We start from the raw sequence: 21,087 nt of genomic DNA, 5'->3' as shown, positions 1-21,087 counted from the left end.
GTTTTTTAATTCATTTCAACTTCTATCATTTCGGTTGTTATACTGTTGTTATATATATCGGTAAGCTCATAACAAATATTCGTGTCATACTCGCCGACATATTCATAACCTACAGTAATATCGCCGTTTACAACGATTTTATCACCATATGAATACACTCCGTCATATTCACCGTCATATGTATAGTAATCGCATAAAAATTCCAACGTATCGCCGTTTTTAAGTTGCTTAAAGCCTTTTTGCGGAACTGATATATTTTCTTCTTCGCTGTACGGTCTGTAACCTGCCAAATAACCGTCTGGGTGCTTTTCGTCCCAATAAATCATTATTTCAATCTGCTCGTTGCCGTTAAGCACCGCAGGGACATAGCCGTATGTGTATCCGTCCTTTACGTTCTCCGGCGTTTCGTATTCAAAGTAAAACGGAACAACCTGACCGTTTAATGCAACCCAATAATAATCGAAATCGACCCTTAAATCACCGTCATCGTCAAATTCATACACATTGTCCGAACCCAAGTCAACGTAACCATCGCCGTCATCAACATACACCCATACATCAATTCCGTTTATTTTATCCCATTCCTCGTCCGAAAGCGACAATGCGAAATAATCGCCCTTGTCCTTTACTTCCAACTTATCTGATACATTATAGGTATCGTAATTTGTATTGTCATACCAGGAATAATTACTGTAATCATTCTCACTCGAATAATTCATCTGTCCTGTACCCATAATGCTCAAAAATCTATCGAAAAAGCTGTTGTAGCCGTTATAACCGAACTTATCTGTTTCTGTTTTTATTTCCGCGTAATAGTCGGGATAGTCATACGGGAAATACATTGCAAGTCCGTTTGAATTGTAAGACGAACTGCCGGAATACTTAACCGCACTTCTAAGCACCTTGTCCAATTCCGTATCACTCTTGCCGCATTCTTCAAGATATGATTTTATATCAATCTGTTCATACTCACCGTCACCGAATGATTTTGCATTGTATCTTGCCTGCGATATTACGGAATATCTGCTGTCCAAAACTCCTTCTTCCTGCTGCATTATTTCGCATAGCTTTGAATATGTATAAGGAATTTCTCTCAAATCTACGATTGAAAGCGTATTTGAATCAAAAAAACTCGAATCAGGACCGTTTATATAGTCCTCCACAATCTTCTTACCTATTTCGACAGTCGGCATTGACGTATTGTCAGACAAATTTTTAAGCCATTCACTGTAATACCAACCCGTTCCCGGCTCATATTCCTCCGACGCAACAAGATAATCCGCATACGGTTCAAGCATATATGCCGTTTCAATCGTACCCATAAGGCACGCGTCAAAGCCTACAATATCAAACTTAATTCCGCTGTCTGACAGAGCATTTCCTATCTGTGACAGCGACAGCATATCATCAGGATACATTTCGTCATATCCGAAACCAAGTGCCGTACCGCCGCCGTGATTCCAAAGCACAAGTTCATATCTGTCGGCAGGATAATTTGAGGCAGACCATTTTATAAAATCAGTCAGCGTATTAGGGGACGTCATTTGTGCTTCACCCAAGTTCTCCACGTTCTGCAATTCACCGTTTTTAATTATATGACGTTCCGTTTTTCCGTCACTTATGCTTGCATTTTCCCACGCGGCCGCTCCGCCTGTCTGTAATGTAATATTAATATTATCCGCATTTGCCGCCGTCATTTCGGCAATATCTTCACTCGCCGCTCCGCCGTCACTTTCAAGGTCAGAACCTACCATATACACCATAAGTGTAACTTTATCCTCTCCGTTGCCCTTTATGTGAGTATAATAATCACACATATTCGGAATATCGTAATTAACCGTTTCATACTCCTCCGACGGCATAATCAAAACCATACAAAACAACACAAATATCATGCCTATAAATATTAATAATGCAATTCCTATTTTAAATAAACACCCTTTTTTCTTTGCCATAATCTCTCTCTTTCAAAAAACATCCCCAATTACTCCAAAAGCGACAGCTAATGCTGCCGCTTTTCAATTTTTGCAGTACAGATAAAATGTACTTATATTTTATCTGGAGTCCAATAAAATATCGGATTTTTTAGGGGACTGTTTTAAATTTCTAAATCAATTATTCTGCGTCAACACCTGCAACGGCAGCCAAACCATCAGCCATTTTTGACATAGAATCTACCAACTGTAGTGCCTCGTCTTCATCTGTGAAATCAGTCTGTTCAATTTATCTCTTTCGCCAAACCGCCTGCACCGCTGTATATTTTTGAAATTGTAATCGTTTTTGAAGTTATAGCAATTTGAATTTTATATTTATCCACAGCAGGAAATTGAATACATCTCATTAATCCCGAACCCGTAATCTCAGGTTTGCCGACAGAATATGTTTCGTCTTTCATAATCTCATAAAGTTCATCATATGTAATCTTTTCCTTTAGCTTAACTTTATCATACCCCTTAAAGACATCTTTTGCTCCGGACTTAAATGAATCAAAAAATCCCATCTCATATCTCCTTATCTTCTGCTGTATCTCATTGCTTTCTGATGAAATTATAATATACCTAAAATCAAAATTCAATAGATTTTGCGTCAAACGCATTTTGCACGTTTAAAAAGCAATTTTCCGCACTGAAACTCAATTTTATTAACTGAAATTCAATTTTATATGTTGAATTATTATTTTTACAATGATATAATATAGTTAGAGTATATCGGCAAAATGTTGACAGCTCTTAAATCCATAAGGCGGTGAACACGATGAATATTGCAGTTGTTGATGACTTAGCCGTCGGCAGAGAAACGCTTGTAAATTACCTTAACGAATATTTCTCCGAAAGAAATATGAATGTTACAATATCCGACTTTTCCGATGCCGAAAGTTTTGTCACGCAATTTGAAAATAACAAATATAATATGATTTTCTTTGACATATATATGCCGGGTATGAGCGGAATTGAAGCTGCAAGCACTGTACGCAAAACAGACAGTTCGGTTGAAATCATCTTCCTTTCTACAAGCAATAACTTCGCTTGTGAAAGTTACAGTGTAAATGCTTTTTGTTATCTTGTAAAACCGATAACAAAAGATGCAGTTGAGTCGCTTATGCAGAGATATTTTGAAAAATACGAAGAACCTTCAAAATCATTATCGGTTCTGTACAAAACAAAACCCGAAATAAAACTTAAAATAGCATATGATTCGATAATGTACATAGATGTTACAAACAGAAAAGTCCGGCTTCATTTGAAGGACAAAACGATTGAAATTCAAAACACATTTTCACAGTGTGCGTCAATTTTGACAGAAGACAGCCGTTTTTCAAACTGCTGTAAAGGATTTATCGTAAATTTTGATTACGTCAACACTGTTTCGGGCAATGATTTTTTAATGCAAAACGGAGATTATGTTCCGATTAAAAAACGTGAAAACCAACAGGTAAAGAAACAGTATTTAACTTATGAATTAAAAGATATTATAAGAGAATAAAGGTCACTATGATTACTATGGAAAATAAGCAACGCGTTAAGACTATTGCAGTAATTTTTATTATCGCAATAGTTCTTATCTCTTTGACTACAGAATTTTTATATATTTTCAATAACAAATATACATACAGCAAGCTCCAGCCCGAAAAAGGCGTATTGACGCTTTCGCAAGAGGAAATTGACAGCAATTCGTTTCACTTTCTTATAAAGGATTGGGAATTTTACGAAGACGCACTTCTCACTCCGACATATTTTAAAAATCAAACTTCACTTCCGAATATGAAATATATTTCAATCGGCGATACTGAGTCAGCGTACACAAGCCAAACAAAAAACAATATCTTTATCGGAACATACAGAATGAAAATAAACTTCCCCGAAAAAGAGGGTTTTTACGCACTTGAAATGCCTCAGGTTTACTCAGCATATGAACTGTACATCAACGACAAACTGCATTTAAAGGTCGGCGATACACATAATTACAAAGCACAAATACAAAACCGCTGCACATTTTTCAATGCCTCCGGCGAAACATATATAACAATCGCCGTCAAGGACGCATCCGGCATTAGAGCAGGAATTACGTCACCGCCGACACTCGGTAAACCGTATTCAATTAATATCACCAGAGCATTTAAATTTCTGATAAACAACTTTATCATGACATTGATATTCTTCGGTGCACTATTCTCGCTTATTCTCGCACTTAGCGGCAAAAGCAATTATTCGTATATGTTCTTCTTTATGTGCCTTACATATGCCGTTTACCTAAATCATCCGCTGATCAATTTGTGTTTCTCCATGGGCGGTAATTTTTCATATGTATTTGAGTATTTTTGCACGTACTTTGTGTATTTGATGGTTATAATGCTCCAAAACAGGCTCTGCAATTTGAATAAAAACGTAAGCAGTATTTCCGAAATATGCGGTTCGGTATTCTGTGCAATCGCATTTGTATACGGTATATTTACACCTTATTTAAGTGCACCGTTATGTACCTTCCTTTCAACCCTATGCAATGTGTTTGAGTGGTTAGCCGCAATTTATCTTGTCGCAATAGGCACTTATGCGGTCTTTAATGATATAAAATACGGCAGAATTTTTCTGTTCGGCAATGTTTGCTTTGCTGTATCGTTATTACTTTACATTATTCAACCGCTTTATGATTCGATTTACACCGACCAGTCGGTTGAAATAGGTATACTTACGATTTTGGGCTGTCTGTACTTTGTATACTGGGCAAGTATTATAGATAATTACAGACGAAATATTGTTCTCGATGACGAACGACGACTTATGGAACGTCAGATAAATCTTTACAAGGAAAACTATGTCCACATAACCGAACAAATCGAAGAAACACGAAAGCTCCGCCACGATATGCGTCAGCATTTCAGAGTAATAAGCGACTTTGCAAATAATCGTCAATTTGATAAAATTGCAGAATACCTCAAAGAATATTCAAGCGAAACAAATGACACAGTACCGCTGTTTTTCTGCGAAAATCTTACGCTTAACGCTCTGCTCCACTTCTATGTTTCTTCATCGGCCAAAAATTCTATCGACTTTAAAACCTCGGTGTCAGTCCCTAACGGACTGCCTATGAGTGATATTGATTTTAGTATTTTGGTCGGTAATCTTGTCGAAAATGCTATGGAGGCTTGTTCAAAAGCACCGCTTAAAAACAGAAAAATTGTACTGAATTGTACCGCTGATGAAAACAAATTGATTTTAGATTTAAAAAATACGTTTGACGGCACCGTTAAGAAAATCGGTTCAAAATTCCTGTCGTTTAAAAAGGGTATGCACGGCTTGGGACTTGAATCGGTTAATGCCGTTGTTGACAAGTATCACGGCGTTATGAACGTTTCAAATTCAAACGATATGTTCACCGTCTCGCTTGTTATATTCTTCTAAACAAAAAGCCCGCAAACGAAACGTCAACAGCTCCAAAAATCAAATCAACAAAAAATCCGACGCAATCAATACGTCGGATTTTTTAATTTCTATTCTCGCCACATCATTATCCGTTATACCCTCGCCGATATTCGGCACAAATGCCGAATACGCCATATCCACGACAAACAGGACTACAAGTACGACACATATAATCTTCTTAATTTTCATAGGAATTTTGCAAAACAGATGGTCAAGTGACGGTGCTACAAGGTACACCGCCGCACAACCGCCGAGTGCAAACACAGCCAATCCCTCAAGGCAAATTCTGCCTTGAAAATTCATAAAATATCCGCTGTAATCCCACCAACGCATACCCTGAACTTTTTCAAGTATAAGCGATGTAAAATACTCTATTACACCGCACAGCACCATTGACAAAAGGAATGTCAGCCACGGTTTGTTTCTGAATTTTTTTAACACAATCAGTACAACCGTACCGCCTACGCCGTAAATCGGCAGCCACGGTCCATGTGAAGTACCTCTGTTGATAAATTCACCTCTTGTAAACAGGAACAATAACACTTCCCACAACCAACCTATCATTGCAAATGTGAAAAATATCAGTATCAATGACGATAATCCGTAATCACGTTCATAATCTTCCAGTATCCACTTCTTGCCCTTAGGCACTGTTATGAAGTATTCATTAATAGGATATATTCCGCTTGTCACTTCACTTTCAAGCAATTTATCGCACAGCCTGTCCGCATTTTCAATATCTCTTTCCTTTGCTTTTTCACGCAACGTCATATAAAGTTCAACTGTCGTCATACGTTTATACGGTTCAAGGAAAAATACGCCCAAAATCTGAAGTGTAAGTATATTCAATATATCCCAACCGATAAATGACAAATCAATCAAAAATGCTCTCCACTTATACCCTTTCATCATATCTTCAGAAAGTTTTATAGCCTCTTTTGCACTCAATTCGGGATTTTCCGCAATAATCATCGGTACAAGTTTATATGAATAAATCTTAATAAATCCGCCGACTATCGTTAAGCACCATAAAAGTGAATACACACTTCTTACAAACATAACCCATGCAATATGCAGTGCCTTTTTTACAGACCACGGAAACAATATTCGCGAAATTCTCGTGCCTGTGTAGACTCGAATTTCAAGCAAATACCGATACAGTCCGATAAGCAAAACCTTCGTAAAAAGAATGGCTATAAGCAAATAAATCAACGAGCCGATTGCAATAGTAACACCGGCACTCACTCGGTCGTTAAACACAATTTGATTTATCGAATTTAAAACACCGTAAACAAAGTTACCTGCACCCTCGGTATTCTTCGCAAACACCGACAGTACACCTCTTGTCCAATGCTGTGCTCTTTCACTTTCCTCACCGCTCTTGCCTAAAAAGTTATCGACAACTTCCGTATTCGACATATCGGAATTGTGATTTTCCGCAAAAAGCACCGTTCCGTTAAGCTGGTCGAAATAAGTGTCTTTTATTGTCCTCACTTCTTTTAGCGGGTTAATAAAGCTGCCCATAACAACGGCCGCGATAAAGCACGTTATAACAATGCCGACATAATTCCGCTTAAAAGTTCCCCTTGCCTTTTTCTTTAAATCCCTTATCTTCCACATATTTATATACCCCGTTTTTCGTCTTATATATTTCTTGCAGTATCCGCCACGCATTTTATGTGTGACAAATCAATATCATTTGACAACGTACAATCCGCCCCCAGTATTGTACCTTTTTTTCCGACCGTATTTATAAGTTTTATTGTTTCCGATTTGATTTCATCAAGCGTACCGCTGTATAAAACGCCGTTTTTTCTGTTGTCAAAGCCACCGAACACGCAAATTCAACCGCTAACTAATCTTATATATAATTATATCTCACAAAATATTACCTGTCAAACTTAAATAAATAAAAACAAATTCCGACCGCATCCGCGATAAACCAACCAATCGGAATTGACCACCAAATACCGACTACACCGATAACACGAGACAAAACATACGCAAGCACTACTCTTATTCCCAAAGAAATAACCGTAAGCACAACAGACATACTCGGTTTATTTATAGCTCTGTAATATCCGTAAAGCATAAACAAAATACCTATGCCGATATAGCAAGCACCCTCTATACGCAAATACTGTACGCCGATGTTTATAATCTCCGTGCTTTCGGCATTTACAAATATCATCATAAGCGGTTTTGCGAAAATAAACACAATCGCACTGATAAAAATACAGAACAGTACAACACTTTTGAGTGCTTTTTTAATTCCGTCTTTTATTCTGTCATACTTGCCCGCACCGAAATTTTGTGCAATAAACGTTGAAAACGCATTTCCGAAATCCTGTACAGGCATATATGCAATGGTGTCGATTTTCACAGAAACGGCAAACGCCGCCATAATTTGTGTACCGAAACTGTTTACAATCCCCTGTACCATAAGTATGCCGAAATTCATTACAGACTGTTGCAGACACGTCATTCCCGACAGTATTGCTATGTCGTATGCCGTACGTTTTACAAACTTTGTATCTTCATATTTTAATCGAAGTTCGGGATAACGAATGTACACATATATCATAAGTCCGATACCCGAAATATACTGCGATATTACGGTTGCAATCGCCGCACCGCGTATGCCTTGCTTTAATACCAAAACAAAGTACAAATCAAGACCGATATTAAGTATCACAGATATGCACAAAAACACAAGCGGAATTACGGAATTGCCTATTCCTCGCAGAAGATTAGAAAAATAGTTGTATAGGAATGTCGCGAAAATGCCTACAAATATCCACTTCAAATATTCGCTCATTATACCTTGAATGTCATACGGCACTTGAAGTATTTTCATAATCCGGCCACAAAGGTAAAATGACGCAAATGTCAGTATGAGTGAAAATATTCCTATCATAACAAACGAAATAAACATTCCGTTTTTCAGTCGTTTTATATTTTTTTCGCCGAATGTTATTGAAAAAAATGCACTGCTACCAAGACACAATCCCAAAATCACCGATGTTAAAAATGTCATCAGTGAATATGACGAACCGACCGCCGCCAAAGCATTGTCGCCTATGTATTTTCCTACTACCCATGTATCGACTAAGTTGTAAAACTGCTGCATTACGTTACCGAGCATAAGCGGTATCGCAAATGCCCAAAGTTTTTTATTTATGTTTCCTACCGTCAAATCTTGTTTTGATTTCACAATTCAAAACTCCTTCTAAAATTATAAAAGGCTGTACACAAATACAGCCTTTACACATTATGCGTTTTTGTCATATAAAAATTCAATTTTCTTGCCTTGTTTGCGTTGTTCCACGCAGTCGTCAACAGCCGTTCACCCGATGAATCTCACGCACCGATAGCGTCCGATAAACCTTGCATAACGTTGTTTAAAGTTTCATTTCTTTCTCCTTAATACTTTATAAACAGTCAATAATACTATTATAAGTAATGTTAAATATTTTGTCAAGAAAAATAAGATTGTTGGTGATGGTTTAATCTCATAAATTACACCGATTTTTCATATATATGCTATACAGAAAGGTCGGTGGGAGAATGAAAGATTATATCGAAAAACGGGCTGTCGAATTGGCACAGTATATTGTAGAAAATAACGCCACAGTCCGCAAAACTGCCAAAATTTTTAATATTAGTAAATCTACCGTGCATACAGTAGTAGCTATCCGTGTCGGTTATGTTGGGTAATGGATTACTAAATTTACACACTGATTTTTTTATAATTTTTGCAAATACTATTGACAAATCAGCGTATTTTGTAATACAATGCAATACAAGAAAGGAAGTGTTTCATATGACTATATCATTAAGATTAAACGATGAAGATACTTTACTTATAAAAAAATATGCGGAACTGAATAAAATGTCCGTATCAGAGCTTATTCGTCAAACAGTTATGGAACGAATTGAAAACGAATACGACTTAGAGCTTTTTAATAAGGCAATTAACGAATATAAAGATGACCCTGTAACCTATTCGCTTGATGAAGTAGAAAAGGAACTCGGATTACTATGATTTATAAAGTCGAATTTACAAAACGAGCATTAAAAGATTTAAAAAAATTAGACCGCCATACTGCTGCACTGATTTTAGGTTGGATAAGAAAAAATCTTGAAAATTGTGAAAATCCTCGTTCGCACGGCAAAGGTTTAACCGCAAACAGAAGTGGCGAATGGCGTTATCGTGTAGGAGATTACCGTATTCTTGCACAAATTGATGATAATAAAATTATTATTCTGTTATTAAACATAGGTCACAGGCGAGATATTTATGATTAAAGATCCCACAATTATGATTGTGGGATTAATTTTTTATTATGTCATTTTCTCCGTCACATTGCTATCGTGTTTCAACTCATTTATAATAATCCGATTCTTTTTTCTTACCACATAATTCATCCAAAAATTAAAATAGCAATTCCATTTTTTTATAATTTGTGTTATAATAAATAATATTTTGATATGTCTAAAAATGCTTACATTTTATCTTGGACTAAGGAGTTTATTGCAATGAGTGAAATTTTTTCTTTGATTTCAAAATACATTTCCATTATTACTAAACAAATTTGTGAAAAATACGGATATGATGAACAAACTGCATTAAGAAATTTTACATCCTCTGAAACTTGTCGTATGTTAAAAAATCCGGAGTTAGAAATGTGGGAATTTTGTCCTGATATAATCTTTGAAATGTGGGAATGTGAACAAATTACAGGGAATCCACGAAACTCAATTTATATACGAAGTAAATAGTTAATATCATTCAATTCCTATTTAATCTCATATCGGATAAAAAAAATCATTTGAATCGGAATTTTTATAAAATCTGATACATGCATAATCGCTCACGTTAACACCCATATTCTTTTTATAAATCTCCCACTGATTATATTCACCCATGCCAAGATGTTTTAATATATCATCAATATTTTCTCGTGTTTTCGGAACAACGCAATCACTTATATATAGCCTTACACGGCTATCCTCCACAACGTCGGATATTTTCAAAATTCCAAACAGACCTCTCGGATTAGGATTTTCCCTATCCTTTAAATATGCTTGAAATTTATCTGTTTTCGTATTATATTCCAAATATCCCGTAACGTTTTCATTCCGCCACACTATCTCGTAAATCTCTAACATATTCAATCCTCCACATTATAAAGTCTATAATTTTTTCCCACCAAATATCTTTTAGCTGAATATTATTTATATCCGCATAAACCAATTCGCTGTATGTTTTCTTTACCGCCATAACCCTATCTGCAACTTGATTTCTTTCAATATTAAGATTAATTGTAGGCACATATATTTTAGACATTTTCTGAAATATTCTTTCCGCCGCATTAAATCTTTCCTCATACAACGGTGCATTACAAAGACAGTATCTATATGCCAATTTAAAATCATTCAACATTCCTTTTATATCATCATAAAGCAAAGAATATCCGTTATCATATATAGGCGACAATTTAAGCTCTCCGTTATCCGACATAAGAAATCCTACGTTACTGTTATGCCTATCCTCATTCATTATAATCAAATCAAATGCCAACAGATTTATTAAATCATTTCCGCACCCGGTGTTTCTGCAAAGCTTTTCAAAATCAATATTGCTTTCATCTTCCGCATATAGACTTGCCAAATATATTAACGTTTTTCCGTTTCTGAAATCGGGAGAACTGCAAACCAAAGTTCTGAAATTCTTACCGTATCTAATTCCCTCCATACCAATAAGACTTTGCTCCGCTACATTTAATCCCATTAGCTTGCCTATTTCATAACATAGCACCTCAATAACAGGCTCAATTCCCCACTTTTCAGGAAAATCACGAACCTGTAAACGTCCCGATTTAACAAAATACACTATTCCGTCTTTCTGATATTCTGTTTTTAGTAAATTACCCTTTGAATTACTGTGTATTGAAAAATTGTTTCTTGTAATGCTACTCATTATAATATCCTCCGATATTGATATTATATCAAACTATATAGTGTAAATGGCGAAATAAAATTCTACCGCAAACAAACTAAATATACAACTAATATATCACAATGAAAGATGAATTGCAAATGAAATTGGTTTGACTAATAAATACGTTCAAACGCATAGACGAAGAATTTGCTATTCTAATCTCAAAAATCACGAAATTAAACGGTAAATTATAAACAAGCCGAATTTATCAAATCAAATCGACAAATTCGGCTTATTTTATATGAATGTAGCTTATAAACTAATTACTCACTGATTACAGGTCTCATATTTTCGAACGAATACCAATATGTAATAAGCGAATTTTTACTGCGTTCTGCCTTTTGTGCCTCCGACACCTTTGCAGGTGTGGTTGTTAAATTGACAAGTGTGCCGTTATCGTCATATTCCGCTTCTATTTTAACGCAAGGTTTATTTGTGCTCTCAGTCAGCACTCTTACAAGCTCCGACACTATACCCGGTGCAGTTCCATAGCCGTTAAGCATTAAATCGCCCGCAAGCTGTGATCGTCCCCCGTTGCCGTAATGGTTATGGTCGCCGAAGCAATCCATAATTGCCTTTGCCGCCGCATCCTCGTTTTCATAACCGTTCTTTGCATAATCCGCTACATATTCGTTAAATGCATTGTCAGCGTTAAGTCCTATATCAATAAATCCTAAAATATCAGGATCATCCTTTCTTTCCTCGTAGATAACTCTTATGCCTAAAGAATCATACGCATCCTCTCGACAGCCGTGGAATGTATGTGTTGTTTTATCATATACATATTCGTAGCCTTCAACGCAGCCGTGCGGGGTATAGCTTGTAAGTATTACTTTTGCACCCATTGCAAGACACGCATCAACATAATAGTCAAGCGGAGCCTTAAACTGCGTACCGGACATTCCGCCCGGATTTGTCCCCATATTTCCAATGGTGACAATATCGCCCGGTCTTATGTTTATCAGAATATTATCAAGCCAGCCCTGTGTATAATATGTTTTAAGATTTCTTGAACCCTTACCGTTATTATGATAATCGGCAAGTGCGGTAAACTCGGGATAATTGGCTTGATCACGTGCTAAATTATATGCGTATGAGCCGCTGTTGCCGATAGTTGAATCGCCGACAGACCAAATGTTAGGTTTTTCGGCGGCAGTCTTTTCAACCTTTTCTATTGATATATACGCAACCCTTGCACCTGAGAATTTTAAATCCATTACATCATCCACAACCGGAATATCATATACTTGTTCGGTTATTTCTTCTGTTTTTACAGTATATCCCGTATGTGTTGTCCCCTCTGCGGCAAGAGTTCTTTCATGACCTGACAGTGCTTCACTTACATATTCAGACACCAAATCACCACTAAAAGCAATCTTTACTCTGTAATGTTTTCCTTTTGTAACCTTAGCTTTAAAAGTGAAATCACCCGACAAATAATCAGATTCTGCATTATCAATACTTGGTGTGCCTTCTGCTTTTACACTTCCCTCTATTCCATAACCGCGTGATACGGTATAAGTTGTTAAAGGATTAATATCCGTATAACCCTCTGTAACACTTTCATCCGCACCACTTCCGAAGTCAAATGATAAACCGTGAACTGTGACCTTAACACTTCTTGATAATATTTTGCCGTCACTGCTTTCTCCTGTGGCTCTTACGGTAAACACACAAGGAACAGCTGCCGATGTAACGCTTATTGTACCCGCTGATGCGTCAAACGATATACCGTCGGGAAGATTATATTTATTGACATTATTTTTGTCATATATTCCAAGCGATACATTTCTGTTCAAATCCATACCATCACCGTTGATTACCGCCGCACTGTATTTAGCAGTATTTACTGATTTTTCATCAAGCGGTATTGCAAGGCTTCCTTGTGATGATGTAAACTTTATACTTTCAGCCGAGTCGGTAATATTGAGCTTTATGGTTTTGGTATAGCCGCCGATATTCACCTGAACAGTTGCCTCACCGGCTGATGCACCCTCACCCAGAGTTATTGTTGCTTTGTGAGAATCTACTACATCGGGAGTTATTATAATGTCTTGCATATCATCTTCTAAGATTGACCATTCTGCCGCACCTGTTATATTATATCCTTCTTTGCTTTTTACCGATGCAGATAATGTTGCAGTATCTTTGTTTGGAATTGACAAAGTTTCCTGTGAAATATTGAGTGTATAGGTTGAAATATCCGCAGCCGGATAATATGCTCTATATGCATCAAAATCAACCGTTCCTGTCTGCTTATTTGCAAAACCGATTGAGTAATATGTCGGCTCCGAGTTTTCAGTCCACGCTATGCTATCGGTTTCACCGACAAACTGACCGTTTAAGTCATACACCTTTACAAAACAACTTTCGGTAGTCTTGTCAGCCGACAGTACAATTTTATACCATTTGCCCTTGTTGACTGTAACATCAATATCATTATTTTTTATAGCTATGCCATTTAGCTTTATTGTTGTTCCGTCAAATTCAAGCGTTACAGGCGTTGTATAGCCTTCCTTATCCGTCCAATACGGCTGTTTTGATGTAAGTGTAATACATCCATTGCCATTAAAGCGTATATTCTGCTCAAATATAATTTGTTTTTGCGGTGTATTTATTGAATTTGTGAACATATGTGATTTACTCGATGTTGGGCAATTAATTCTAAGGAATTTGTTATTCTCCTCTTTCATAATAACTGCATCACCGCTATCTGAACCAGACATACCCCAGCCGCCGACCATAATATCGTTACCGCCGTAAGTGTCCTTTAATGTAGTATATCCAACAAGACTGTCGGGATATTCGTCAAAGTCGGATGGGTAGCCTGCTTCAGGCAAGATTTGGTTATCTGCCATGCTCTTATCACCTGTTGCGGCAACATACATTGACGCTTCGATTGTTTCGCCGTTATATGTCACTGTGGCATTTAGCTTACCATAAAAATTAAAATCGCATTGTCTGAGCATAAACAAAACCTCTGTCGCAGTGTTCGTATGCTCGGCAAACTCGCCATAGCTATCGCAATATTTATCAGTATCGTTTACAGTTTTAAAACCGTCTATATCCCACTCAATGTTAAAATCGTCTATTCGGCTGTCTATCGTATCGGCTGTAATAATCGTTCCGTTCTGACCTGTAAGCGTAAGTGTATATTTGTTTTCCGCCGCAATGTCGGGACTATCGCCAAAGGTCATTATTTGATTACCTTTTATTTCAGCAGAAATTATTGGCTCAATATATTCCGTATCTTTTTCATAAATTGCCGTAAATTTTGTATCGGTTGTAATTTTATATTCCTTTAAATCATCAATCAGATTTTCAGTGTCATCATTTACTTGCCACCCCTTAAATATATATCCATAGTTTGTTAAGTCCGGAATATTTAACGGACTTGTATTTTCCTTTACAGTTTCCTCAGATTTTTCTCCCTTTACATCATACGTTACTTTATAGTATGTGTTTCCGGCATCAAGCGAGCTGTCATATGAGCGGACTAAAATATTATCAATACCGAATGTCACAGTATTCTTTCTCGCCTCACAAATCAGTAATTTTCCGATTTTTAAGTCTGTCGTACCCATAGGGACCTTGTTATCAAAATATACCGTTTCACCGTCATGACTTGACAATGTGATTGTCACATTATGCTCTGTAAAATCCATAATCGCCTTTGCGTGTGTCCAGCCTGATTTATTCGTCCAATCTGTTGTTGTATATGTTTCCTTAGAACCATCTAAATTATTTATGATGAGTTTATCACTATTCTTAGGTTGTGTAAATGAAAAGATATAATTATTTCCGCTGTAATTTGCATTGCCTTTAGGGTTGCCTGCTGCAGAATCAAGTAATACAAGCTGATTTATATTTTCATTTCCTGTATTCGTCATATAGAAGTCAAATTCGATAACTGCTTTACCATTTTCCGTTGTCTGAGCGTCAGAATCGAAGGTATAGTATGCATTTCGTGTTCCACTTCCGTTTGTATTTGCAAATTTGAAATACTTATTGATACTGTTGTCTTCATCTGTTGCTATTGACATATCGCCCGGAGCATTTGCAGACGTCCAGCCCATTGTATCCGTTGCACTTTCAAAATCAAGCGAAAAATATTCCGCCGCGTTTGAGGTTATAACAAATGACATTTGCAGTAGAAGCGATATTGCTGTTATCACTCCTAAAATTCTTTTAAGTTTATTTTTCATCACTTTGCCTCCTTAATTGTTATTGAATTATATAACGGCTTCATTCCGTTCTCCCACAAGAACAGCTTGACATACGCCGCGCCTGCGCTATTATCTATATTTGCATTTTCCGTCCTTATCGTGCCTGTACCCTTTGGCGCGGCTGTTTCATTTTTAATCTTTACGGACTGAAGCTTACCGTCTTTATCATAAAGAGCCATATACAGCGTTAATTTCTTTTCCTTATTATCTTTATTTACATATGTCGCTTCCGCATACGCTTCGCTGTTTTTAAGCTCCTTCATTTCATTGCCCTGAGCGTCCTTTAAAACGATTGCGTTTTTAAGCACTGTCGGAACATTTTTATTTAGCCTACCCTCGATAACCGTACCGTCATAATTTCTTGTTAAATACATATCGTCTATCCTTACATAACAGTTTGCCGGTGAGTCTGAGTACAAGCCAATCTCACATTCTCCGTTTTCAATAATAATATCCTTTACAACGACATCTGTCCAATTACTCATTTTTGATTTTAGAGAAGCTGTGTAGTTCTTATTGTTTGTATTTGCATACAATACACATTCATTTTGTCCGCCGCTTGACATAACGCTTGCTCGAAGTGTATATATACCGTTTGGCAAATCTTTAATTGTTTGTTTAAGTCTTGCGGTATAATCTGTGTCTGCACTTTGCTTTGCGGCATAGTTGCCGTAAAAACGTCTTGCTTTTACATTCCCGTTTACCGAACCGTCTGTACTGTCACTGCATTCCCAACCTGTCAATGATTTAACATCAACTCTGTCAGCATCAAATTCATTGTTTGCAATATAATTATTTCCGTCGCCGATTGTCCACTCGCCTGTTTCTGAGTTTAATTTCCATTGACTTAAATCGTTGAAATGAGGAGTATATCCGTCCATTGTCAGTGGAACCCACTGATTATATCCTATACCATGTGTTCCGAAATCACACCAACGGTCACCACAATAAATAACCGTGTCCTGCTTGCTTCCGTGAAGCGTATAGTAAAATCCGGTTTGTGAATTGTGCGCATAGCTATACTTTGCACCCGGCATAATGTACGGAAGATTTGAACTTGATTTTGAAGTATCAATATAATCCGGCTTTAATTTGTAATCGCCGAGTATATCTTTTGATTCAAACACATACACTCTTGAACCACGCCAGCCGTATAAATCTGAACCGGTAAAATAATAATGGTCTTTGTATTTAAACATACAGTCGCCCTCGATACCGCCCTTGTCTTTCTTTTGTACCGAGCCGTCCTCGTCAAAATACGAGCCTGTCGAGCCGTTTAGTTCCTTTATATTGTCAAAATCAAAATCGCAAAAATCCTTTGCCTCGTCCATAGGTGCAATATATAAATGTCCTCTACCGTTCGCACTTGAACATATCATATACCCTTTGCTGTCTTCATCATAAAACATTGTTAAATCACCTGTATCACCATTTGCGATAACAGGAAGTGACGTTCCACCCCAAAAATATCCCTTTTCTGTTTTAAACGGACCTTTCGGATTATCTGCGCTTGCAATAATTGTTCCGTTAAACTGTGATACAAGAACATATTTGTTTGCCTTTTCGTTATATACCACACCGCATCTGCCTGCCCAGCCACACCATGATTGACCCAGAGTTTCAAGCGTTGCGACATCTCCCTCGTATTTCCAATTCACCAAATCGTCAGAGGTATATAGTGTATACGCTTCAAACGCGGGGTGTTCTACGGTCTTGCCTGATGACGGATCAGCCGCGTATGATACCGCTTCCTTATAACGAACGCCGTACCAATAATATTTATCGTCATTCGGGTACTTGAAAATACCTCCGCCCTGCGAATACAGAATGTTGCCGTCTGTATCGGTATAGAAACGGTCATTTGTTATAAGCTGTTTATCCTCTGTTACGGTTACGGTACACTTTGCCGTTTTGCCGTTTGATGTCGCCGCTGTTATTTCCGCTGTGCCGACTTCGCCCGCGACTATAACTCCGTCATAAACCTGTGCAATTTTTGTGTCGCTTGAAGTCCAAGTAATTCTGTCATCAGCGCCTGTGGGCTGAACCTTCGCGTCTAACGATACTGTCGCGCCGAGCTTTGGTAAAGATACATTTTCTTTATCAAGTGAAATGCTTTGAGGTTCAGCCATTTCCGCTACCGTTACATTGCATGAAGCCGTAAGCTTTTCGTTGTCAGCCGCCGCTGCGGTAATTATTGTTTCACCAACGCTTATAGGAGTCACAATACCGTTTGATGAAACAGTTGCTACATTCTCATCTGAGGACGTCCATTTTATTTGTCGTTTAACTGCTGTTTCGGGCAGCAATTTGGCTGTAAGTTCGCCGTTTTTACCGCCCGATAGCAGTGAGAGAGAGGCTTTGTCAATAGTTATATCCTGAGCCGCCTGCAATACAGTAACGGCGCAGTCGGCTTTGAAACTGCTGTCAGCCGTTTTTATAGACACCACTGTTCTGCCTGCCTTTTTCGGTGTGACAAGACCTGTGTCGTCAACGGTGGCTATATCCTCATTTTCGCTTATCCATACAAGGTCACCATCATTTATTCCCTCTCCGAAAATAGAGTAGGTAAGTCTTTGAGGCTCGCCGGAGGTAGATAGAATAAGCTCGTTTTTATCAAGTGCAACGCCGCCGTCATACATTGTAAGTGCGAGCGTCGCGGTTTTCGGGTCTATGTCAAGCGTCTGTGACGAGTTTGAAAACGCGAATTGTACTTTGCTTTCCACATCTGCTTTTACCTTGCCTTTTACATATTCACGAATTGTTTCGGTTGATATTTGGTCCGTACGCGTTTCGCCCTGTTTAACCCCCTCCGCCTGATACATACTTTTGTCAAGTGAAATCGCCTTTATTTCGGAAGCCGTTGTATCGGCGTTTATTGTGATGTCGGCTGGATATATATCATATGTTCTGCCACCGCTTCTTGACGAGCCGTTATGTACGCTTACGGTAAGTGTGGCGGATTTTATGCATTTCGCTTCTGCCGCAGGAACGGTAAATTCAAGAACGCCCACTCCGCCCCAAGAATTTGATTTGGTATTCCAGTTAATATTTGAAATATCCTCCTTGCCCGCATAGTTCACTATCGTCTGCGTAACATTTCCGTCACCGTCCGTCAAGTATGACGCGCTTTGCGTACAGGCAATCGGTGTCATTTCCTCGTCAGCGCTGACAACTGCTGTGGTAAATGACGATACGATAATAGCAAATACGCTTATTATGCTTATCAATTTTTTCAGTACCATTTTCCTACCTCCATTAAAATATTATTTTTATGATAGTATTTTATCATATAATAATATATAGGTAAAAATATATATTTGCCGTAAACTAATCAATTTTTGCTCTTTAATCTTGACCGAGAGTATATGAAATGATATACTTTTAACAGGTGATTTTTATGATGTACGAAAAAGAATGGGAAAACCCGAATTACAAATTTCTTTCATATGATGTGGATAATCTGAATTGGAATATACATTACCACGAGTCTTTTGAGATTTGCTTTATTATTGACGGCGAAATAAATATTACAATAGATACCGTATTATATAATTTAAAACAGAATGACAGCGTAATAATATTTCCACGTCAGCTCCATAGCTATGAAACGGAAAAAAGCTCAAAAATGCGTGTAATCACTTTTATGCCTGATTTAATCCCCGAATTTACAAACCGCTATCAAAATATGCTTCCCGAAAAAAATGATATTAAGGAGATTTCGAATTTCAAAAAATATTTTGACGCGAAAAATATTTTTGAGCAAAAGGGCTTGTTATATTCTATATTCGGAATTTTAGTGGAGAGTACGAATTTTAAAGAAGCCGCAAATAATGAGGAGTCACAGTTGCTCATTAAAATTTTACGATATATTGAAAAGAACTTTAAAACTCCCTGCCTTTTGCAGACAGCCGCCGAAGAATTGTCTTATGGGTATTCGTATCTATCGAGAACCTTTAAAAAACGTATGGGAATAAGTTATACGGAGTATTTGAATAAATACAGAATAAACCGAGCATTGTATATGCTCAGCAATCAAAATCATGTGCAGATACAGCAGATTGCGGAGGAGTGCGGCTATGACAGCCTATGCAGCTTCAACCGCAATTTTAAGCATTTTACGGGTCGTACACCGCGTGAGATGATAAAGTGTAATGACAACCAAAAATAGCATTCAGACATCATAACAGAAATATATCGGAACGGTTGTATTTGCCACAAAAATATTAATCTCCTATGGTTATCATGAACCAAAGCTTTAACAACAGCAGTTATAGTTTTTCAGAATATGTTAAAGTGTTGGAATATAGGTGAGTTTGTTAATACACTATATGCCAAAGGAACATCTGATAACATACTTCACTCTAAAATTTATATTGATTTGAAAATATGAAACAAATATGATATAATATTTGTAAATAGCTTATAGAAAGGCAGGTATGCTAAATGGAATACAAACCACCATTTTCAATTAATGACGATATAATCAATTTACTTGCCAAAACCAGTGAACTTGTCGGACAAGTAAGTATATTGCATAAAAGCAGCAGTCTAAAGCTAAGACGTGAAAACAGAATAAAAACAATTCACTCATCTCTGGCTATTGAACACAATTCATTATCATTAGAACAAGTTACAGCGGTTATAAATGGTAAGCGAATTTTGGGTGCACCTCAAGAAATCAAAGAAGTACAAAACGCATATGAAGCATATGATATAATGCTTACACTCAATCCTCTTAGTATTGAAGATTTGTTAAAAGCACATAAGCTAATGATGAATGATTTAGTTAAAGAAAATGGTCGTTTTAGAAATGGCGGTGTCGGTATTTTTGACGGAAATAAATTAATTCATACCGCTCCTCCTGCAAATTATGTACCTCAATTAATCAGTGACCTATTTGAATGGTACAAACAATCTCCATTGCATATTTTAATTAAAAGTTGCATTTTTCACTATGAGTTTGAATTTATTCATCCGTTTGCAGATGGCAACGGACGAATCGGTAGAATGTGGCACACACTATTACTTAGTCAATGGAATAAATTATTCTCTTGGTTACCTATTGAAGAACTTATAAAAGAGCGACAACAAGAATATTATGACGCTCTCGCTATCTCAGATAACAAAGCTGACTGTACTGTATTTGTAGAAATGATGATGCAAATAATATTCGATGCCCTAAATGATTTAGACACCACCGACCAAGTTAGCGACCAAGTTAGCGACCAAGTTAGCGACCAAGTTGAAATACTGTTAAATTGTATGGGAAATGAAGTGCTATCTGCTACTCAGCTTATGCAACGATTAGGACTTTCACATAGACCTACTTTCAGAAAAAATTATCTCAATCCGGCACTGAAAAACGGACTCATAGAAATGACTATTCCCGATAAACCAAACAGTAAAAATCAAAAATATCGTAAAAAATAAAGTCTAT

The 21,087-nt window shown here is 37.2% G+C and carries 16 protein-coding genes and 1 pseudogene; 8 read left to right on the top strand and 9 right to left on the bottom strand.

Going from position 1 to position 21,087, the window contains the following annotated elements; translation table 11 throughout:
- Positions 1–5: 5 nt before the first annotated feature.
- Together LKE05_RS03945 and LKE05_RS03940 are read right to left on the bottom strand one after the other, a co-directional pair.
- Positions 6–1,955, bottom strand: a complete 1,950-nt coding sequence (locus LKE05_RS03945) for a clostripain-related cysteine peptidase (protein WP_308455987.1) — start codon at positions 1,953–1,955, stop codon at positions 6–8.
- 263 nt (positions 1,956–2,218) lie between these two features.
- Entirely contained in the window at positions 2,219–2,500 is a 282-nt protein-coding gene (locus LKE05_RS03940; RefSeq protein ID WP_308455986.1) for a hypothetical protein, read from the bottom strand.
- Positions 2,501–2,754: 254 nt separating this feature from the next.
- Here LKE05_RS03940 and LKE05_RS03935 point away from each other — a divergent pair, with 254 nt between their 5' ends.
- Together LKE05_RS03935 and LKE05_RS03930 are read left to right on the top strand one after the other, a co-directional pair.
- A complete protein-coding gene (locus tag LKE05_RS03935) occupies positions 2,755–3,483 on the top strand; it encodes a LytR/AlgR family response regulator transcription factor (RefSeq protein ID WP_022228980.1) in 729 nt (242 codons plus the stop codon).
- A gap of 8 nt (positions 3,484–3,491) precedes the next feature.
- A complete protein-coding gene (locus LKE05_RS03930; protein WP_308455985.1) occupies positions 3,492–5,399 on the top strand; it encodes a sensor histidine kinase in 1,908 nt (635 codons plus the stop codon).
- 39 nt (positions 5,400–5,438) lie between these two features.
- Here the strand turns inward: LKE05_RS03930 and LKE05_RS03925 are convergent, their stop codons facing one another.
- From LKE05_RS03925 to LKE05_RS03915, 3 genes are read right to left on the bottom strand one after another with little or no spacing between them, the layout of a single operon-like run.
- Positions 5,439–7,040 (bottom strand): DUF975 family protein, encoded by a 1,602-nt coding sequence (locus LKE05_RS03925; protein WP_308455984.1) that lies wholly within the window; start codon positions 7,038–7,040, stop codon positions 5,439–5,441.
- A gap of 23 nt (positions 7,041–7,063) precedes the next feature.
- Complete coding sequence (locus LKE05_RS03920; RefSeq protein WP_308455983.1) at positions 7,064–7,258, bottom strand: hypothetical protein; 195 nt, start codon at positions 7,256–7,258, stop codon at positions 7,064–7,066.
- Positions 7,259–7,308: 50 nt separating this feature from the next.
- Positions 7,309–8,634 (bottom strand): MATE family efflux transporter, encoded by a 1,326-nt coding sequence (locus tag LKE05_RS03915; protein WP_308455982.1) that lies wholly within the window; start codon positions 8,632–8,634, stop codon positions 7,309–7,311.
- Between the two features lie 353 nt (positions 8,635–8,987).
- Here LKE05_RS03915 and LKE05_RS03910 point away from each other — a divergent pair.
- The 4 genes and pseudogenes from LKE05_RS03910 to LKE05_RS03895 form a co-directional block, all read left to right on the top strand.
- Positions 8,988–9,131, top strand: a pseudogene (locus LKE05_RS03910) (sporulation transcriptional regulator SpoIIID); the annotation flags it as partial.
- A gap of 112 nt (positions 9,132–9,243) precedes the next feature.
- Positions 9,244–9,465: a type II toxin-antitoxin system RelB family antitoxin gene (gene relB / locus LKE05_RS03905; protein WP_308455981.1), complete on the top strand. Its 222-nt coding sequence runs from the start codon at positions 9,244–9,246 to the stop codon at positions 9,463–9,465.
- Positions 9,462–9,728: a type II toxin-antitoxin system RelE family toxin gene (locus LKE05_RS03900; protein ID WP_308455980.1), complete on the top strand. Its 267-nt coding sequence runs from the start codon at positions 9,462–9,464 to the stop codon at positions 9,726–9,728. Before relB ends, LKE05_RS03900 begins: the two co-directional genes overlap by 4 nt.
- A gap of 231 nt (positions 9,729–9,959) precedes the next feature.
- Positions 9,960–10,202: a hypothetical protein gene (locus tag LKE05_RS03895; RefSeq protein WP_308455979.1), complete on the top strand. Its 243-nt coding sequence runs from the start codon at positions 9,960–9,962 to the stop codon at positions 10,200–10,202.
- Positions 10,203–10,229: 27 nt separating this feature from the next.
- On the opposite strand, the gene LKE05_RS03890 is transcribed toward LKE05_RS03895, so the two are convergent.
- The 4 genes from LKE05_RS03890 to LKE05_RS03875 form a co-directional block, all read right to left on the bottom strand.
- Positions 10,230–10,592, bottom strand: coding sequence for a hypothetical protein (locus LKE05_RS03890; protein ID WP_308455978.1), 363 nt, complete (start codon positions 10,590–10,592; stop codon positions 10,230–10,232).
- Positions 10,558–11,403: a HipA domain-containing protein gene (locus LKE05_RS03885; protein ID WP_308455977.1), complete on the bottom strand. Its 846-nt coding sequence runs from the start codon at positions 11,401–11,403 to the stop codon at positions 10,558–10,560. Before LKE05_RS03885 ends, LKE05_RS03890 begins: the two co-directional genes overlap by 35 nt.
- A 284-nt stretch (positions 11,404–11,687) precedes the next feature.
- Positions 11,688–15,629 (bottom strand): InlB B-repeat-containing protein, encoded by a 3,942-nt coding sequence (locus LKE05_RS03880; RefSeq protein ID WP_308455976.1) that lies wholly within the window; start codon positions 15,627–15,629, stop codon positions 11,688–11,690.
- Complete coding sequence (locus tag LKE05_RS03875; RefSeq protein ID WP_308455975.1) at positions 15,629–18,892, bottom strand: Ig-like domain-containing protein; 3,264 nt, start codon at positions 18,890–18,892, stop codon at positions 15,629–15,631. The genes LKE05_RS03880 and LKE05_RS03875 overlap by 1 nt, the downstream gene beginning before the upstream one ends.
- A gap of 155 nt (positions 18,893–19,047) precedes the next feature.
- On the opposite strand from LKE05_RS03875, the gene LKE05_RS03870 reads away from it, so the two are divergent.
- Both LKE05_RS03870 and LKE05_RS03865 read left to right on the top strand, forming a co-directional pair.
- The gene (locus tag LKE05_RS03870) at positions 19,048–19,818 is read left to right on the top strand and encodes an AraC family transcriptional regulator (RefSeq protein ID WP_022228796.1); all 771 of its coding nucleotides are present in this window, start codon (positions 19,048–19,050) and stop codon (positions 19,816–19,818) included.
- 275 nt (positions 19,819–20,093) lie between these two features.
- Positions 20,094–21,080: a Fic family protein gene (locus tag LKE05_RS03865; RefSeq protein ID WP_308455974.1), complete on the top strand. Its 987-nt coding sequence runs from the start codon at positions 20,094–20,096 to the stop codon at positions 21,078–21,080.
- Positions 21,081–21,087: the final 7 nt, after the last annotated feature.

The sequence above is a fragment of the Hominilimicola fabiformis genome, from assembly GCF_020687385.1.
Classification (GTDB): Bacteria; Bacillota; Clostridia; order UBA1381; family UBA1381; genus Hominilimicola; species Hominilimicola fabiformis.
Note: the sequence above shows the minus strand (reverse complement) of the source record. Positions and strands in the feature narration are given on the sequence as shown.

Coding starts and splice junctions, on each gene's coding strand:
- LKE05_RS03945 (WP_308455987.1), bottom strand. CDS start 1,955: ATGGCAAAGAAAAAAGGGTGTTTATTTAAAATAGGAATTGCATTATTA.
- LKE05_RS03940 (WP_308455986.1), bottom strand. CDS start 2,500: ATGGGATTTTTTGATTCATTTAAGTCCGGAGCAAAAGATGTCTTTAAG.
- LKE05_RS03935 (WP_022228980.1), top strand. CDS start 2,755: ATGAATATTGCAGTTGTTGATGACTTAGCCGTCGGCAGAGAAACGCTT.
- LKE05_RS03930 (WP_308455985.1), top strand. CDS start 3,492: ATGATTACTATGGAAAATAAGCAACGCGTTAAGACTATTGCAGTAATT.
- LKE05_RS03925 (WP_308455984.1), bottom strand. CDS start 7,040: ATGTGGAAGATAAGGGATTTAAAGAAAAAGGCAAGGGGAACTTTTAAG.
- relB (WP_308455981.1), top strand. CDS start 9,244: ATGACTATATCATTAAGATTAAACGATGAAGATACTTTACTTATAAAA.
- LKE05_RS03900 (WP_308455980.1), top strand. CDS start 9,462: ATGATTTATAAAGTCGAATTTACAAAACGAGCATTAAAAGATTTAAAA.
- LKE05_RS03895 (WP_308455979.1), top strand. CDS start 9,960: ATGAGTGAAATTTTTTCTTTGATTTCAAAATACATTTCCATTATTACT.
- LKE05_RS03890 (WP_308455978.1), bottom strand. CDS start 10,592: ATGTTAGAGATTTACGAGATAGTGTGGCGGAATGAAAACGTTACGGGA.
- LKE05_RS03885 (WP_308455977.1), bottom strand. CDS start 11,403: ATGAGTAGCATTACAAGAAACAATTTTTCAATACACAGTAATTCAAAG.
- LKE05_RS03880 (WP_308455976.1), bottom strand. CDS start 15,629: ATGAAAAATAAACTTAAAAGAATTTTAGGAGTGATAACAGCAATATCG.
- LKE05_RS03875 (WP_308455975.1), bottom strand. CDS start 18,892: ATGGTACTGAAAAAATTGATAAGCATAATAAGCGTATTTGCTATTATC.
- LKE05_RS03870 (WP_022228796.1), top strand. CDS start 19,048: ATGATGTACGAAAAAGAATGGGAAAACCCGAATTACAAATTTCTTTCA.
- LKE05_RS03865 (WP_308455974.1), top strand. CDS start 20,094: ATGGAATACAAACCACCATTTTCAATTAATGACGATATAATCAATTTA.